Annotated in this window: 16 protein-coding genes; 14 read left to right on the top strand and 2 right to left on the bottom strand. The window is 58.9% G+C overall.

Annotated features, from left to right (window positions below; genetic code table 11):
* Positions 1 to 91 precede the first annotated feature (91 nt).
* The 12 genes from ACEN2R_RS12155 to ACEN2R_RS12100 all read left to right on the top strand — a co-directional run bounded on the left by ACEN2R_RS12155 (position 92) and on the right by ACEN2R_RS12100 (position 10,848).
* Positions 92 to 289, top strand: coding sequence for a Flp family type IVb pilin (locus ACEN2R_RS12155; protein WP_442042528.1), 198 nt, complete (start codon positions 92 to 94; stop codon positions 287 to 289).
* A 208-nt stretch (positions 290 to 497) separates the two neighbouring features.
* A complete protein-coding gene (locus ACEN2R_RS12150; RefSeq protein WP_442042526.1) occupies positions 498 to 686 on the top strand; it encodes a hypothetical protein in 189 nt (62 codons plus the stop codon).
* A gap of 169 nt (positions 687 to 855) precedes the next feature.
* Positions 856 to 1,704, top strand: coding sequence for a Flp pilus assembly protein CpaB (cpaB, locus tag ACEN2R_RS12145; protein ID WP_442042524.1), 849 nt, complete (start codon positions 856 to 858; stop codon positions 1,702 to 1,704).
* 215 nt (positions 1,705 to 1,919) lie between these two features.
* On the top strand, positions 1,920 to 3,341 hold the full coding sequence (locus ACEN2R_RS12140) for a type II and III secretion system protein family protein (RefSeq protein ID WP_442042522.1): 1,422 nt from the start codon (positions 1,920 to 1,922) through the stop codon (positions 3,339 to 3,341).
* A 16-nt stretch (positions 3,342 to 3,357) separates the two neighbouring features.
* The gene (locus ACEN2R_RS12135; RefSeq protein WP_442042520.1) at positions 3,358 to 3,990 is read left to right on the top strand and encodes an OmpA family protein; all 633 of its coding nucleotides are present in this window, start codon (positions 3,358 to 3,360) and stop codon (positions 3,988 to 3,990) included.
* A 212-nt stretch (positions 3,991 to 4,202) separates the two neighbouring features.
* Entirely contained in the window at positions 4,203 to 5,456 is a 1,254-nt protein-coding gene (locus tag ACEN2R_RS12130) for an AAA family ATPase (protein WP_442042518.1), read from the top strand.
* 19 nt (positions 5,457 to 5,475) lie between these two features.
* On the top strand, positions 5,476 to 6,918 hold the full coding sequence (locus ACEN2R_RS12125) for a CpaF family protein (RefSeq protein WP_442042516.1): 1,443 nt from the start codon (positions 5,476 to 5,478) through the stop codon (positions 6,916 to 6,918).
* Between the two features lie 6 nt (positions 6,919 to 6,924).
* Positions 6,925 to 7,893: a type II secretion system F family protein gene (locus ACEN2R_RS12120; RefSeq protein ID WP_442042514.1), complete on the top strand. Its 969-nt coding sequence runs from the start codon at positions 6,925 to 6,927 to the stop codon at positions 7,891 to 7,893.
* A gap of 13 nt (positions 7,894 to 7,906) precedes the next feature.
* The gene (locus tag ACEN2R_RS12115) at positions 7,907 to 8,890 is read left to right on the top strand and encodes a type II secretion system F family protein (protein ID WP_442042512.1); all 984 of its coding nucleotides are present in this window, start codon (positions 7,907 to 7,909) and stop codon (positions 8,888 to 8,890) included.
* 4 nt (positions 8,891 to 8,894) lie between these two features.
* Positions 8,895 to 9,464 (top strand): tetratricopeptide repeat protein, encoded by a 570-nt coding sequence (locus ACEN2R_RS12110; RefSeq protein ID WP_442042510.1) that lies wholly within the window; start codon positions 8,895 to 8,897, stop codon positions 9,462 to 9,464.
* A 29-nt stretch (positions 9,465 to 9,493) separates the two neighbouring features.
* Positions 9,494 to 10,351 carry a tetratricopeptide repeat protein gene (locus ACEN2R_RS12105; protein WP_442042508.1) on the top strand — a complete coding sequence of 286 codons (858 nt, stop codon included), beginning with the start codon at positions 9,494 to 9,496 and terminating at the stop codon, positions 10,349 to 10,351.
* Positions 10,352 to 10,353: 2 nt separating this feature from the next.
* Complete coding sequence (locus tag ACEN2R_RS12100; protein ID WP_442042506.1) at positions 10,354 to 10,848, top strand: prepilin peptidase; 495 nt, start codon at positions 10,354 to 10,356, stop codon at positions 10,846 to 10,848.
* On the opposite strand, the gene ACEN2R_RS12095 is transcribed toward ACEN2R_RS12100, so the two are convergent.
* Positions 10,845 to 12,473 carry a hypothetical protein gene (locus tag ACEN2R_RS12095; RefSeq protein WP_442042504.1) on the bottom strand — a complete coding sequence of 543 codons (1,629 nt, stop codon included), beginning with the start codon at positions 12,471 to 12,473 and terminating at the stop codon, positions 10,845 to 10,847. The two genes, ACEN2R_RS12100 and ACEN2R_RS12095, sit on opposite strands and share 4 nt — an antisense overlap.
* A gap of 144 nt (positions 12,474 to 12,617) precedes the next feature.
* On the opposite strand from ACEN2R_RS12095, the gene ACEN2R_RS12090 reads away from it, so the two are divergent.
* Both ACEN2R_RS12090 and ACEN2R_RS12085 read left to right on the top strand, forming a co-directional pair.
* A complete protein-coding gene (locus tag ACEN2R_RS12090) occupies positions 12,618 to 13,928 on the top strand; it encodes an ATPase (RefSeq protein WP_442042502.1) in 1,311 nt (436 codons plus the stop codon).
* On the top strand, positions 13,928 to 14,740 hold the full coding sequence (locus ACEN2R_RS12085) for an NAD(P)-dependent oxidoreductase (protein WP_442042500.1): 813 nt from the start codon (positions 13,928 to 13,930) through the stop codon (positions 14,738 to 14,740). The genes ACEN2R_RS12090 and ACEN2R_RS12085 overlap by 1 nt, the downstream gene beginning before the upstream one ends.
* 39 nt (positions 14,741 to 14,779) lie before the next feature.
* On the opposite strand, the gene folD is transcribed toward ACEN2R_RS12085, so the two are convergent.
* Positions 14,780 to 15,673 carry a bifunctional methylenetetrahydrofolate dehydrogenase/methenyltetrahydrofolate cyclohydrolase FolD gene (folD, locus tag ACEN2R_RS12080; protein ID WP_442042498.1) on the bottom strand — a complete coding sequence of 298 codons (894 nt, stop codon included), beginning with the start codon at positions 15,671 to 15,673 and terminating at the stop codon, positions 14,780 to 14,782.
* Positions 15,674 to 15,698 lie beyond the last annotated feature (25 nt).

The following is a 15,698-nucleotide window of genomic DNA, read 5'->3' as shown; positions in this document are numbered from 1 at the left end:
CGGCAAAAGCACCACCGCGCTGGCTGACAAGATCAGCGACCAGCTCGACCTGCAAACCATCGTCAACTACCTGAACTAAGGAAACCAGATCATGAACTTCTTCAAACTCTATAAATCCTTCCAGAACGACGAAGATGGCGCAGTCACGGTTGACTGGGTTGTGTTGACAGCCGCCATCGTTGGCCTTGGCATCGCGGTTCTGACCTCGGTCGGCAAAAGCACCACCGCGCTGGCTGACAAGATCAGCGACCAGCTCGACCTGCAAACCATCGTCAACTACCTGAACTGATTATCGGCCCGCTGGCCTGTCTCGACGGGTCACCGGTTGGCTTAAAGCGAAAGGCCGCATTCCAGTCCGGATGCGGCCTTTTGCACGTCATACACTCTGGCTGATGCGGCCTTGCGGTGGCGTTCCGCCGCAAATGACGAGTGGCAAAAGTATCAAGTGATCAAACGGCCCGCAAACGCGCGGCGCTGGTATCAAGTGGAGGTCCGCAATGCCGGATACGGTCTACAGTTTTTGCCGGGACGAAGACGGCGCGATCACCATTGATTGGGTGGTTTTGACCGCGGCGCTTCTTGGCGTGACCTACCTGGCCTCGTCACTGATCGGCACCGGAACAATGTCTTTGCGAGACGAAATCAGCATCGCGATTGACAACCACACCGTTGGCGGAAATTTCTGATGTGAATAGTGCGGCCTGAACCGGTTGGCTCGATTGTCGGCACTGTCCACCTGTTTTCCTCGCCTTGTCCACGAAACCGCCGCAATTCGGCGGCACACTACGACAGCATTCAACAATTTTCGGGGGCCCTGCCGGGCCTGCCCGAAGTCGAAAGACGAAAGGAAACATCATGCGGATGGTTTTTGGTTTGGTCCTGGTTCTGGGGCTGGGTCTTGCGGGTTTTGCGGTCTATGTGGCGCAAGGCTACGTCGGCAACTATCAGGCGGAACTTGAGGCAGAGCGCGCCGCGCGGGATGCGATTGTGCCCACCGTCGAGGTCTTTGTGACCAATCACATGATGAAATACGGCGACCGGATCACGAAAAAAGACGTGCGCATCGTGAAATGGCCCAAAGACGCGATTCCCGCAGGCACGTTCACCTCTGCAGAGGAACTCTTCCCCAACGATGGCCGCGAATTGCGGACCGTGTTGCGGACCATGGAGAAAAGCGAGGCTGTTCTCGCCGTCAAAGTCAGCGCCCCCGGTGATGACGCCGGCGTGTCGTCACGCCTTGGTGCCGGAATGCGCGCCTTTGCGATCCGCGTTGACGTTGCAAGCGGCGTGTCCGGCTTTCTGCGCCCTGGTGACCGCGTCGATATCTACTGGAGCGGCCGAAACGCCGACGTCGGCGCAATCGGCGAGTTCACAAAGCTGATCCAGGCCAACGTCAGCCTGCTTGCCGTTGACCAGACCGCCGATGGCGACTCGTCCAACCCGAACATCGCTCGCACTGTCACCGTCGAAGTCACCCCGCAAGAGGTCGCCGCCCTTGCGCAAGCCCAGAACAGCGGTCAGCTGACTCTGGCCCTGGTCGGGAACAACGATCTGGTTGTCGCCGACACGGTTCAGGTCGACCAGCGCGGGCTGCTTGGCGTCGTCGAACAGGAAAAAGTCGAAGTCATCGCAGAAAAGGTTTGCTCGATCAAAACCCGCAAGGGCGCAGAAGTGGTCGAAATCCCGGTCGCCTGCACAAATTAAGCGCAAGACGTGGCGAAAACCAACGGGGCGGGCATCTTTGCAAAGGGGTGCCCACCTTCGTTTGCCCCACACGTCTGACGTGAACTGCGACTTATCCACATCAACGCGCCCCTCCAAGCGTTTGATTCTTGCATAAAAACTAGTTTTCCCGCATATTCCATTTCAAACGGGCGATATAGACCCGCATTCGGGCGTGATCAGAGAGGCAGGATCACATGAAAACGAACACTTTTGTTACGGCAGTCCTTTTGGGCTTTGCCTCGATTGTAACGGCCCCCGCCCCGGTGGCGGCCGAGACCCTGCGCGTGATGCAAGGGTCTGCATCCAGTTCTTTGAATGTAGCGATGAACCGCGCCGTCGTTGTCGAAAGCGACGTTCCCTTCGCAGAACTTTCAATCGCCAATCCGGGCATCGCCGATATTTCCACCCTGTCGGACCGCACGATCTATGTGCTGGGCAAGGAACCGGGCCGCACCACGCTGACCCTTTTGGGCGGCGACGGGCGCCTGATCACCAACGTCGAGGTTCAGGTCACCCCTGACATCGCCGAATTCAAAGAGCGTCTTCGCCAGATCCTGCCGAACGAGCAGATCGAGGTCCGCACCGCAAACGATGGCATCGTGCTGTCGGGCACCGTTTCAAGCGCCGCCAAACTGGACCGCGCGCTGGATCTTGCGTCCCGGTATGCGGGCGACCGCATTTCCAACCTGATGTCCGTCGGTGGCAGCCAGCAGGTGATGCTCAAGGTGCGCTTTGCCGAAATGCAGCGCTCTGTCGCGAAAAGCCTCAGCACCAGCCTTGCGATCAACGGCAGCGCCTTCGGCAACAATCTGGGGATCAACGGCGGCTCGAACAATTACGCCGGTTCAACGGCGGCGGGTGGCGCGTTCAGCACCGGTGCCGCCCCTGCAAGCAACTCGAACAACGGCGCCATGCTGTTCGGTTTCAACGCGGGCAGCCTTCAGTTCGGCGTCCTTCTCGAAGCCCTCGAGGCCAAAGGCGTCGTGCGGACACTGGCAGAGCCGAACCTGACCGCCCTGTCGGGACAAGAGGCCAAGTTTCTGGCGGGTGGCGAATATCCCGTCCCGATGTCGTCGGATGGAACCTCGATTTCCGTAACCTACAAACCTTTCGGCATCGAACTGAACTTCACCCCCCGTGTTGTCGACGGTGACCTGATCAACCTGACCCTGGCAGCGGCTGTCAGCTCTATCGACTCGACCAACGGATACAGCGTGAACGGCTTTTCCATCGACGCCTTCAAACGACGTGAAACATCGACCACGGTCGAAGTGCGCGACGGCGAAAGCTTTGCGATCGCAGGCCTTCTTCAGGACGATTTCCGCAACCTGAACGGTCAGGTTCCATGGCTGGGTGACGTGCCGATTCTGGGTGCCCTGTTCCGCAGTGCCGATTATGCCCGCCAGCAATCCGAACTGGTCATCATCGTAACGCCGCATCTTGTGACCCCGACCAGAGGAGAGGCGCTGTCCCTTCCGACGGATCGTGTGCGCATTCCAACCGAATCTGAACTGTTTCTGTTTGGCAAAGTGGCTGGTGGCAAAGGCCCCAAGGGTGCCGCAGGCGAGGTCGCGAAACAGGACTTTGGCGGCTCTTACGGCTACGTGATGGAGTAAGGCGATGCAGACCCGAATGATAAAGACACTCTTTCTCGCCGGACTTGTCGCGGTTGCCGGATGCGCACCGGAAACCCAGTTCATGCGCACCTTCAACTCCGAAGCGGGCAGCGAAATCGACGAGGGCGGATTTGGCAATCCGACAATGAACAACATCCAGCTTCAGACCGGACAAAAGTCATTCGCGATTGATCTGTCGAACAGATTCGCGTCCGAAGTCCCATCAACCGTCAATTTCGCCTTCAACAGCGCGCAACTGGACGGCACCGCACAGGCCGCCCTGCGGCGCCAGGCCGACTGGATAAGACAATTCCCCGAGGTGCGCTTTCGCGTCTACGGGCATACCGATCTTGTCGGAAACCAAAGCTACAACAAATCGCTTGGCCTGCGCCGCGCGAATGCCGTTGTCAGCTTCCTTTCGGCTCAGGGCATCAGCCGCAGCCGTCTGGAGGCGCTTGTGTCTTACGGCGAAACACAACCCTTGGTCGTCACCGCGCAACCCGAACTGCGCAACCGCCGCACCGTGACCGAAGTGTCCGGTTTCGTGCAGAGCCACCCCCAGGTTCTGAACGGAAAATACGCCGCGATCATCTTCCGCGACTATGTGGCAAGCGCGGGCGAGACGACGTCCGTGACCGGGACACAATAAGCGAACAATCACGCCACCGTGTCTAAATACCAAATAATGACGGCTTTTTAGCCGCAATGTTGCCCAGATTTCCCGCCAATGTCCTTGTTATAGGAATTTTTCGCCCCGACTCGATGGGTGCGGGGATGACCGCGGGCAATGGCCGGAGCCAAGCAGACCTCCGACCTCGTTAGAGAACCCGCTGTCGTCCATAATGGAAGGACGTAGGGTAAATGACGAGTAACAGCGCCGCATTGCAGCCGGAAACGGCACCAATTGTCGCCTGCACCATCTCTCGGGATGTCCAGAAATTCGATCTTTTGATCGAAGACATGGAAACAGAGCTGGGCGAGACTTGGGGGGATCTGGGGTTCGAGGACGCCATTGCATTCCTAGATCAACCCGAATCCGACGACCTGGAATTTGTCGCGATCGCCATCGACGATCAGGACGAAGAGGATCTGTCGCTGATCAGCTCTTTGATCAAACTGGCCAAATCCAAAGGCATCAAGGTGATCCTGATCGCCGAGGATGTCAGCCCGATCGCGCTGCATCAACTGCTTCGTATCGGCGCGGATGACTTCGTGCCCTACCCGCTGCCCGAAAACGAATTGCATCAGGCGATAGAACGCCTGCGCATGCCCCCCCCCGAGGCAAAGCAACAGCATTTCCCCGACATGGCGCCAACCCTGAAACCCAAAGGCGACCGCGAAGGCGTGGTTTTGTCCGTTCACGGGTTTGCTGGCGGCGTCGGGGCCACGACATTCGCGGTCAATCTGGCCTGGGAACTGGCCACGATCAAAAAAGACGGCGGACCGCGCGTTTGCCTGCTTGATCTCGACGTGCAGTTCGGTGCCGTTTCGACCTATCTGGACCTGCCCCGGCGCGAGGCAGTCTATCAGCTTCTAACCGATACGGCGTCGATGGATGGCGAAAGTTTTATGCAGGCTTTGCTGACCTTCAACGACAAGCTGCATGTTCTGACGGCGCCTGTTGATATGCTGCCTTTGGACATCATCACCAGTGAAGACGTCCAAAAGCTGATCGAAGTCGCGCGCGCCAATTTCGATTTTGTCGTCATTGACATGCCCTCGACGCTGGTGTCCTGGACCGAGGCGGTCCTGTCCGAGGCGCAAATTTATTTCGGGATGATCGAACTGGATATGCGGTCGGCGCAAAACACATTGCGCCTGATCCGGGCGCTGAAATCCGAAGAACTGCCGATCGAGAAACTGCGCTACGTCCTTAATCGCGGGCCGAAATTTACCGACCTGAACGGCAAGTCGCGGGTGAAACGCCTTGCGGAAAGCCTGGACATCGCCATCGAGCTGCAATTGCCCGACGGTGCCAAGGCGGTCACTCAGGCCTGCGATCACGGGCTTCCGCTGGCAGAATCCGCACCAAGACTTCCGCTCCGCAAAGAAATTCAGAAACTTGCAAAGTCTCTGCACGACCTCAGCCTGTCGACAGCAGAAGCTGCAAAATAATCCATTTAGGGGCAACACCATGTTTTCAAGATACAAAAAAGAGTCTGCGGCCAAATCCGGCTTGGCCAATATGCCAAAAGTCGTCGCCGAAACCGCGGCCCCCGCCTCCACCTCCCAACGCAGACCGGCGCAGGCCTCTGCGACGGCCATTCCGGCCCAACCTGTGGCGGTCGACAAAGAAAAAAAGCGCAAAGAGCGCATGGGTAACATCAAAGTCCAGCTGCACAAGGTGTTGCTGGAAAACCTGAACCTTGCCGCGCTGGAAACCGCATCTGAATCCGACCTGCGGGCAGAGATCATCGCGATCAGCGGCGAAGCGCTGGAAGATATGGGTGTGGTGCTGAATCGTGACGAACGGCAGACCCTGAACCAGGATCTTTACGACGAGGTGACGGGTCTTGGGCCGTTGGAAACCCTGCTGAAAGACGACACTGTCAACGATATTCTGGTGAACGGCCCGCAGCAGATCTTTGTGGAACGTGACGGCAAACTGACCCTGACCGATGTGACCTTCAAAGACGAAAAGCACCTGATGCGGATCATCGACAAGATCGTGTCGGCCGTGGGTCGCCGTGTCGACGAAAGCAATCCCTACGTCGATGCCCGCCTTGCCGACGGGTCGCGGTTCAACGCCATGGTTCCGCCGATTGCCGTCGACGGCAGCCTTGTCTCCATTCGTAAATTCAAGAAAGAAAAGCTGGCGATCGACGATCTCGTCAAATTCGGCGCCTTCTCCGAGGAAATGGCGGCCTATCTTCAGGCGGCCGTGTCCTGCCGGTTGAACGTCATCGTATCGGGCGGAACGGGTTCGGGCAAAACGACCACCCTGAACGCGCTCTCCTCCTTCATCGACAACTCCGAACGCATCCTGACCATCGAGGATACGGCCGAACTTCAGCTACAACAGACCCATGTGGGCCGGATGGAAAGCCGCCCGGCCAACGTCGAGGGCAAAGGCGCCGTCAGCCAGCGCGACTGTCTTAAAAACGCGCTGCGGATGCGGCCAGACCGGATCATCGTGGGGGAAACCCGCGGCGACGAGGTGATCGATATGCTTCAGGCAATGAACACCGGTCACGACGGGTCAATGACCACGATCCACGCCAACTCTGCCCGCGACGGTGTGTCCCGTCTGGAAAACATGATCGCCATGTGCGGCATCGAAATGCCACTCAAGGCTGTGCGCAGCCAAATTTCCTCGGCTGTGAACCTGATCGTGCAGGCCAGTCGCTTGCAGGACGGATCGCGCCGTATGGTCTCGATCACCGAAATCACCGGCATGGAAGGCGACGTGATCTCGATGCAGGAGGTGTTCCGCTTCCAGCGCGTCGGCCTTGCGCCCGATGGCAAGATCATCGGCCATTTCACCGCGACCGGCGTGCGGTCGCATTATTCCGAACGGTTCCGCCAGTGGGGCTATGACCTGCCTGCAAGCCTGTTCGAACCTATGGCAGCGGAGTAATCCCGGATGACAATCAGTGCTGCTCCGCTTATCTACGGCCTGATTTTTGTGGCCGTTCTTTTGCTGGTCGAAGGGATCTACCTGACGGTGTTCGGCAAATCCATCAGCCTGAACAGCAAGGTGAACCGTCGCCTGGACATGCTCGAAAAGGGTGCGGGCCGCGAACAGGTTCTGGAACAGCTTCGCAAGGAGATGAGCCAACACCTGAAATCAAGCGGTATCCCGCTTTATTCGATCCTTTCGGCAAAGGCGCAAAAGGCCAACATCGCGTTCAGCCCCAGTCAGCTTTTGATGATTATGGCAGGCCTTAGCGTTGTGGCCTTTTTCGGACTGACCATCGGAACAGAGGCAAGCACCCCGATCCGTGCCGTGATCTCTGTCGTGATGGGCATCGGGGGCGTCTATGTCTGGATCAACAACAAGGCCAAGAAACGCCTGTCGATGATGGAAGAACAGTTGCCCGATGCGGTGGAACTGATGGTGCGATCCCTGCGCGTCGGTCACCCGTTCACCAGCGCGATCGCCATCGTCGCCAAAGAGGTGCCAGACCCGCTGGGAACCGAAATGGGCGTTATTTCCGACGAAAGCGCCTATGGCCGCGATGTTGGTGAGGCGCTGAAATACATGGCCGAACGGATGGACATGCAGGATTTGCGCTTTCTCGCGGTTGCCGTGACGATCCAGCAAACCTCTGGTGGGAACCTGGCCGAAATCCTTGACGGTCTGGCCAAGGTGATCCGCTCGCGGTTCAAACTGTTCCGCCGCGTCAAGGCCATCACCGCCGAGGCGAAATGGTCGGGGATGTTCCTGTCGGTCTTTCCGCTTCTGGCGCTTGTCGGCATCAACGTCATGCAACCGAATTACTACGCCGAGGTCATGGAAACGGAATTCTTCATTCCCGCCTGTCTCGTTGTGGGGGCATTCCTGACGGTAAACGTCTTTGTCATGCGCGCCCTCGTGAACATCAAAGTCTAAGGATAGAACCGGTATGGAAACGCTCGTCGCACTCAATATCATGCTGACCGATACGCTCGGCCCGTTCGGGCCATTCATCGCCGTCGGCGTCATCGGCGGCTTTCTGGTCCTTCTGACCATGTTGTTCTTCATGCAGGGCGATAAGGATCCGCTCGCCAAACTGAAGGCGTCAAAAAACGACTTCGACAAAAAGGGCCAGGCACAATCGCTGCGGTTTGACACCGGCAAGGACAAGCTCCAGAAATACTCGACCTTTCTGGAACCGCAGGACGAGGCGGAATACTCTGCCGTGAAGCTGAAGCTGTTGCAGGCTGGCTATCGCGGGAAAACCGCTGTGCGAACCTATCACTTTGCGCAATTCGCCCTTGGGATGGGGTTGTTGGTTGTGGGGTGTATTCTTGCCCTGATCAAAAGCGGTGCAGACCCCGAACCATCGACCCAGAACCTGATCCTGACCGTTCTGGTGCCGGGCGTCGCGGGCTACATGTTGCCGAAATACTGGGTGACACGCCGTCAGGCAGAGCGGCAGGAGGAAATCACCAACGGCTTTCCCGATGCGCTGGACATGATGCTGGTCTGCGTCGAAGCAGGCCAATCGCTGGACCAGTCGATCATCCGCGTGGCTGCGGAAATTCGCGCGGGCTATCCCTCGCTTGCCGATGAATTCCAGATGGTCAGCCACGAAATGAAGGCCGGTAAGGACCGGATCAGTGTGCTGCGGGACATGGCAGAACGCTGCGGCGTGATGGATGTGTCGTCTTTCGTGACCGTTTTGATCCAGTCCGCCAGCTTTGGTACCTCTATCGCCGAGGCATTGCGTGTCTTCTCTGCCGAAATGCGTGATAAACGCGTGATGCGGGCCGAAGAAAAGGCAAATACCTTGCCGACCAAGATGACACTTGCCACAATGATGCTGACGGTGCCGCCGCTTTTGATCATTCTGATCGGCCCATCAATTTACGGAATTTACAAAACCCTGAATGGCGCAGCATTTTGACGGAATGAAAAAACAGCGGGTGGTCTTATGTCTGGCCCTCGGCCTTTTGGCCGCCTGTCAGCAGACAGGCGGCTTTCCGTCTGATGGCGCCAGCCCCTATGCACCTGCGGGCATCTCGTCGCTGCGGGATTCGGTTGACGGGTTGACGGTCGGGCACCGGTTGATGGCTGCGGGCGAATACGAGCTGGCAGTCAAAGCCTATCTTCGGGCTGCGGGCGAACAGGGCATCAACGTCGACGTCCTTAGCGCGCTCGGCTCTGCCAACCTGAAACTCGGGCGCCTTGGGCAGGCCGAAAAGCTGCTGCGCGACGCCATCAAGGAAGACGGCACCTTCGTTCCTGCATGGAATAATCTGGGCGTTGTCCTGATGGAAACCGGCAAGACCGGAGAGGCAGAGCGCGTGTTTCGGACCGCCTATGCCCTCGATAGTGGCGAAAGTGACGAGATCAGGGATAATTTGCGCTTGGCACTCGCAAAAATCGAAAATCCTGCGTATGTTGATCCGCAAGACGAATATAATTTCGCATTGGTAAGACGAGGCTTCGGAGAATACCTGCTTTTGTCGACGCCATAGAGGTTCGAGCAGCAAAAGGACGCAGAAATATGCGCCATCCAGTCTTTCTATCCCTGTGCCTGTCGGGCGCAATGGTTTTGACGGCCTGTCAGGACTCTGGCAAAGCCGATGTCGAACGCGCCGTAAAAAGCGTCAATGTCATCGACGAAAGTAATCTGAACGATATCATGCTGACCGCCGGCGACCCGAACGAGGCAGTCACCTATTTCAACCGCTCTCTGGCAGAGAACCCGGATCGCACGGACCTGCAACGGGGCCTTGCGATTTCGTTCATCCGCGCGAAACGCCCCGCCGAAGGCACCGCCGCCTGGGCAAAGGTCGTCGCGGCCAAGGACAGCACCGATGATGACAAGGTCAGCTTTGCCGACGCGCTGATTCGCAACGGCGACTGGACCCGCGCCGAGGAACAGCTGAACAGTGTTCCCCCCACCGTCGAGACCTACAAACGCTACCGCCTCGAGGCGATGGTTGCCGACAGCAAGAAGGATTGGAAGAAGGCCGACAGTTTCTATGAAACCGCCGTTGGCCTGACAACAACGCCCGGCAGTGTGCTGAACAACTGGGGCTTCTCGAAACTGACGCGCGGCGATTACACCGGCGCGGAAAAGCTGTTCGGGCAGGCGCTGAACTATGACAAGGATCTGTTCACCGCAAAGAACAACCTTGTGCTGTCCCGTGCGGCGCAGCGCAAATACGATATGCCGATCCTGCCGATGACCCAGATAGAGCGCGCGCAACTGCTGCACACAATGGCCCTCTCCGCGATAAAGCAAGGCGATGTCGCGACCGGCAAAAGCCTGCTGCAACAAGCCATCGATACCCACCCCCAGTATTTCGAGGCCGCCGTTCGCAGCCTGAATGCCCTTGATGCGAATGTGACGAACTAGCCATGGCAATCACCGCGTATTCTGCATGGTGGTTCCTGCCATTCGCCGTTCCGATTTCGATCTGGGTGTCATGGAACGACATGAAGTTCATGAAGATCCCCAATATGGCGGTCTATGCGCTGACGATTGTGTTCGTGTTGATCGGGCTGATCGCCCTGCCGCTGGCCGAATACCCGTGGCGGCTGCTGCATCTGGTGGTTGTGCTGATCGCAGGTTTCGTCGCCAATATGTTGCGGATGGTTGGTGCGGGCGACGCCAAGTTCGCCGCCGCCATGGCGCCATTCATTGCATTCTCTGATGCCACTACGCTGATGTTCCTGTTCGCGGCCATCCTTTTGGGGGCCTTTGCCACCCACCGGATTTTCCGCATGATCCCCGCCGTCCGCAGGCTGACCCCCGAATGGGAATCGTGGGGCCGTGGGGATTTCCCGATGGGGCTGGCGCTTGGCGGAACGCTGATCATCTACCTTGTTCTGGGTGCGTTTTTCGGCGCCTAGTTCGCGGTTTTTTCCAGCAGGATATAGACCGGCGTGCGCCGGACCTCGGTCAGGGTGACATCCTCGCGTTCTGCCACTTCCTCCAGTATCTTGGCGCGGATGCTGGGCGAGATCGGGCAGAATGGCACCAGCAGATAGTCGGCACTGTCAAAGCCGGAAAGCCCGCCATAATACCAGGGCGCCCCACCGATCAGGCGCTTGGTTTCTCCGAACAGCCAGAAACTGGAAAACAGATCCGCCGCCATGATGCGCTTGTCCTTGACCAGGCCTGTCGCCTCCAGATCTGCGGTGATCGTCTCGAACCACGCGGGCAGGCCCAGTTCGATCTCGCACTGCGGCAGGACCTCGCCCAGCAACATCGCGGGTTCGCTGCGCTCGCCTTTGTCGGCATAGGCCTCGAACCCCGACCCCGGCACATCCATCGGAACACGCGCGTCGATCCGCATCGCCCGTATGGTCAGCATCTTCAGATCGGCGTTCAATTCCGACCGTGGCAGCATCGGTGTGTATTTTTCGTCGTCCGCGCTCATGTGGCGGATCGACGAGAACGACAGGTTCAGGAACGACGGCATCGCAAAGGCAAAAGCCGCGATCGCAGTCATCGACAACGCAAAGCGCATATCCCAGCCGAACCCGTTCAGCACGCCCGCAGCAGGTCGCATCGTCCACAACAAAACACCCAGCAACAGCAGCCACTGCGGATCGTTGGCAAAGTTCTGATAGGTCACATAGAAAAACGCGGGCAACAGGAACAGCAGAACCAGACCGCCGACCTTCGCACCCGCCTGCCGCAGAAAAATCACCCCCAGCACTGCCGCGATGCTGCCCCCAAGATAGGGCGGCGCCGCGATCACCGCATCAAAGCCCTCGCCGGGGTTCGGGCGGATACTGGACCCGGAAACGGTCAGGATGTCCTTGAGATAGGCAAACCAGAACGCAGGCCCCATCATCAGCGTCACCATCACGGTCACGGCCAGACCGGCCAGCACCGCAAAACCGATCGCGCGGGTGTTGCCGCGCTGCACCAGACCGATGGTCACCGGCAGGATGAAGGCCGCGAAATACGTTACCTTCAGCAAAACCAGAACCGCCATGGCAAGCCCGATGATGATGCCATCCACAGCGCTGTTCGGTTTCTCCTGCGATGGCAAAATCGCCAGCGTGATCGCCACAAAGGCAATCGCCCAGGCCCAGCGGTTGTAATGCATGGAAAAGGAAATCGCCCTCTGGCTTTCGCCGTGGACCAATGCGGTGACAAGCACCAGAACGATCAGACCGAACAGATAGGGCATGACACCGCGGAGCCGCGTCTGCGCCGTCCACCAGACCGCAGGCAGCAACAGCAGCGCGACAAAAATCTGCGAATAGACCGCCGCATGGCCGATGCCGAACCCCATCTTCGCAAACAGCGCGATAGGCCAGAACGCAAACAGCCCGATCGGCGTCATGAAGTCCCGATGCGGAACCTCGCCATCGACAAGCTGGAACACGATCTGCATCATATGCATCATGTCCCCTTCGTGCCGCCCGACGTACAGGCCGCCCTTCAAGGCCGCCGCCCCGCCCATGACCATAATCACCGCACACAGGAATCCGAACAAAGCGGTTGGGTTGGGTCTGCTCATTCTGCTCTCTTTCATTTTTTGAACACATTAGCGGTGCAAAATCGCAAGCGCAAAAGCCTATCGCGGTTTTTGTTGTTCAATTGAGGTGAGAGAGGTAGAATCACCACAAAAACAAAGAGCAGTTCGCAGTCACAAGGCACCCCAATGAATATGCAAGCTACGGGCGTTATCGCCCCCCCTGCCCCGCGCACGCTGGAAGAGATGCAGCTTCCGCCTGTCATGATGCGGGATATTCTACTGAAAACCATGTTCCGGCAGAACCTCGATCAGGTCTCGACCTTGTCGCGGGCCATCTGCCTGCCATTGACGGTGACGCAGGAACTGGTTGATGTGGCGCGCAACCAGAAACTGGTCGAGGCGACAGGCACCCTGCATGCCAACTCCGGCGGCGAGATGGGGTTCCAGCTGACCGACAGCGGCAAGGCCCGCGCGCTGGATGCACTGTCACAATCCGAATATTACGGCGCGATGCCGGTGCCGCTCGATGTCTACAAAGAGCAGGTAAAGCGCCAGTCGATCCGCAATATCCAGATCAGCCGCGACCAGCTGACCGGCGCCATGGGTCACCTGATCCTGCCGCCCGACCTGCTGGACCAGTTGGGGCCTGCGGTCAGTTCCGGCCGCTCTATCCTGATGTATGGCCCGCCGGGCAATGGTAAATCCTCGATCTCGAACGGCATCCGCGACGCGCTTGGCGACAAGATCTTCGTGCCCCGCGCCATCGAATACGCCGGTCAGGTCATCACCGTCTATGACCCCATCGTCCACAGCGCCGCCGAAACACAAGAGGACGACCCGAACAGCCTGCGCCGTGCCTCGGGACGCTATGACACCCGCTATGTCCGATGCGAACGCCCCACCGTGATCACCGGCGGCGAATTGTCCCTGTCGATGCTCGACCTTGTCTACAACCCCACCGCGCGCACCTATCAGGCCCCCTTGCAGCTGAAATCGACCGGTGGCGTGTTCATCGTCGACGACCTTGGCCGACAGGAGGAACCGCCGCAGGCGCTGGTCAACCGCTGGATTGTGCCGCTGGAGGAAAGCAAGGACATCCTCGCCCTGCAATCGGGCGAGAAATTCACCGTGCCCTTTGACACGCTGGTCATCTTTTCCACCAACTTCCACCCCAACGACATCTTTGACAAGGCGGCCCTGCGGCGGATCTTTTTCAAGATCAAGATCGACGGTCCGACGCAGGAGGATTTCCTGAAAATCTTTGCCATGGTCGCGCGGAAAAAGAAAATGCCGCTGAATGAAAAGGCCCTGGTCCACCTGTTGAAAAAGAAATACCCGACGATCGACAACGTCTACGCCAACTATCAGCCGGTGTTCCTGATCGACCAGATCATCGCCATCTGCGAGTTCGAGGGTATTCCCTATCAGATGTCCCCCGAACTGATCGACCGCGCCTGGTCCAATATGTTCGTCAAAGAAGAAAAGATTGTCCATTGATGACCGGTAAAATCGGGTTGGCCGGTGTTGGCCGTATGGGCCGACCGATGCTGATGGCCCTGCGCGAGGCGGGATTCGAGGCGCAGGGCTTCGACATCAAACCGCGCGACAGCTATCAGGATTTCGCCCATGCCGTCACCGACGATCCGGCGGAATTCGCCGACGGCCTGACCACCCTGCTGACCGTCGTGCGCGACATTCCCCAGACAGAGGACGTGCTGTTCGGTGCGCAAAACCTGCTGGACCGCGCCCCCGCGCTCAAGACCGTGATCATCTGCTCGACTCTTTCGCCCCGCTATGCGCTGGCCCTGAAGGACCGCGTGCCCTCGCGGATCCGGCTGGTCGACGCGCCGATGTCGGGGGCCGTTGTCGCCGCGCAGCGCAAGCAACTGTCGTTCATGCTGGGCGGCTCTATCGGCGACCTTGACAACCTGCACCCACTGTTCAACGCGATGGGCACCCATTTTCACCGCATGGGCCCTTTCGGCGCGGGTATGTCTGCAAAGGTGTTGAACAACCTTCTGGCCGCCTCCAGCACCGCGATGACGCGGATGGTGCTGGACTGGGCCGATGCTGCGGGCATTCCCGAAAAGCAGTTGCTGGAGCTGATCAAAACGTCTTCGGGGCAGAACTGGCTTGCCAGCGGCTTCAATGACATCGAATTCGCCCGCGATGGCTATGGCGACGACAATTCAATCGGCATTCTGGTGAAAGACGTCGAAAGCGCGCTGGACGCGGCCCCCGCAGGGGCCGACACCGCCCTGCCCCGCGCGGTGCAAGATGTGATCCGAAACCTGCGCCCCCGCCTTTAGGCAAAGGCGCGCCCGACTGGTTTCTGGAGCCCTACGGTATCAGGCCGTCAGCCCCTCTGGCTCGGCCAGACCGTTGGCGCGGCAACAGGCGGTCAACGTATTGGCCAGCAGGCAGGCGATGGTCATCGGCCCGACGCCGCCCGGCACCGGCGTGATCGCCCCCGCCACCGCAGCGCAGCTGGCGAAATCGACATCGCCGACCAGCCGGGTTTTCCCGTCCGGCAGTTCAATCCGGTTGATGCCCACGTCGATCACGGTCGCCCCCGCCTTGATCCAGTCGCCCGGCACCATTTCGGCGCGGCCCACTGCGGCAACCACGATATCGGCTCGGCGCACGACATCGGCCAGATCCCTGGTCCGCGAATGCGCAATCGTCACCGTGCAACTATCGCCCAGCAGCAATTGCGCCATCGGCTTGCCCACGATGTTCGACCGGCCAATCACCACCGCATCCATGCCCAACAGCGACCCGTGATAATCACGCAGCATCATCAAACAGCCCAGCGGTGTGCAGGGCACCATGGATTTCTGCCCGGTCCCCAGCAGCCCGACGTTCGAGATGTGGAACCCGTCCACATCTTTCGCCGGATCAATCGCGTTGATCACAAGGTCTTCGTTCAGGTGCTTGGGCAAGGGCAGCTGCACCAGAATACCGTGGATTGTCTTGTCACGGTTCAACTGCTCGATCAGCGCCAGAAGATCGGCCTCGGGCGTTGCAGCGTCCAGCTTGTGCTCGACCGACTTCATCCCGACCTCGGTCGTCATCTTGCCTTTCGATCGGACATAGACCTGACTGGCCGGGTCTTCACCCACCAGAACCACGGCCAGACCGGGGGTCAATCCGTGCTCTTCTTTCAGGCGGGCGACGTGTTCGCCCACCTGTCCACGCACCCGCGCCGCAAAGGCTTTTCCGTCTATGATATCGGCTGTCATATGTCGTTTACCCCTGCGTCGCTCT

The organism is Pseudogemmobacter sp. W21_MBD1_M6 (genome assembly GCF_052119585.1).
Taxonomy (GTDB): domain Bacteria; phylum Pseudomonadota; class Alphaproteobacteria; order Rhodobacterales; family Rhodobacteraceae; genus JBGQOJ01.
This window is presented reverse-complemented; position numbering and strand designations above follow the sequence as displayed.

Bases quoted from the DNA above. Each gene is read 5' to 3' on its own strand.
- ACEN2R_RS12120 (WP_442042514.1), top strand. From the start codon at position 6,925: ATGACAATCAGTGCTGCTCCGCTTATCTACGGCCTGATTTTTGTGGCC.
- ACEN2R_RS12155 (WP_442042528.1), top strand. From the start codon at position 92: ATGAACTTCTTCAAACTCTATAAATCCTTCCAGAACGACGAAGATGGC.
- folD (WP_442042498.1), bottom strand. From the start codon at position 15,673: ATGACAGCCGATATCATAGACGGAAAAGCCTTTGCGGCGCGGGTGCGT.
- ACEN2R_RS12090 (WP_442042502.1), top strand. From the start codon at position 12,618: ATGAATATGCAAGCTACGGGCGTTATCGCCCCCCCTGCCCCGCGCACG.
- ACEN2R_RS12115 (WP_442042512.1), top strand. From the start codon at position 7,907: ATGGAAACGCTCGTCGCACTCAATATCATGCTGACCGATACGCTCGGC.
- ACEN2R_RS12135 (WP_442042520.1), top strand. From the start codon at position 3,358: ATGATAAAGACACTCTTTCTCGCCGGACTTGTCGCGGTTGCCGGATGC.
- ACEN2R_RS12085 (WP_442042500.1), top strand. From the start codon at position 13,928: ATGACCGGTAAAATCGGGTTGGCCGGTGTTGGCCGTATGGGCCGACCG.
- ACEN2R_RS12095 (WP_442042504.1), bottom strand. From the start codon at position 12,473: ATGAGCAGACCCAACCCAACCGCTTTGTTCGGATTCCTGTGTGCGGTG.
- ACEN2R_RS12130 (WP_442042518.1), top strand. From the start codon at position 4,203: ATGACGAGTAACAGCGCCGCATTGCAGCCGGAAACGGCACCAATTGTC.
- ACEN2R_RS12110 (WP_442042510.1), top strand. From the start codon at position 8,895: ATGAAAAAACAGCGGGTGGTCTTATGTCTGGCCCTCGGCCTTTTGGCC.
- ACEN2R_RS12125 (WP_442042516.1), top strand. From the start codon at position 5,476: ATGTTTTCAAGATACAAAAAAGAGTCTGCGGCCAAATCCGGCTTGGCC.
- ACEN2R_RS12150 (WP_442042526.1), top strand. From the start codon at position 498: ATGCCGGATACGGTCTACAGTTTTTGCCGGGACGAAGACGGCGCGATC.
- ACEN2R_RS12105 (WP_442042508.1), top strand. From the start codon at position 9,494: ATGCGCCATCCAGTCTTTCTATCCCTGTGCCTGTCGGGCGCAATGGTT.
- ACEN2R_RS12140 (WP_442042522.1), top strand. From the start codon at position 1,920: ATGAAAACGAACACTTTTGTTACGGCAGTCCTTTTGGGCTTTGCCTCG.
- ACEN2R_RS12100 (WP_442042506.1), top strand. From the start codon at position 10,354: ATGGCAATCACCGCGTATTCTGCATGGTGGTTCCTGCCATTCGCCGTT.
- cpaB (WP_442042524.1), top strand. From the start codon at position 856: ATGCGGATGGTTTTTGGTTTGGTCCTGGTTCTGGGGCTGGGTCTTGCG.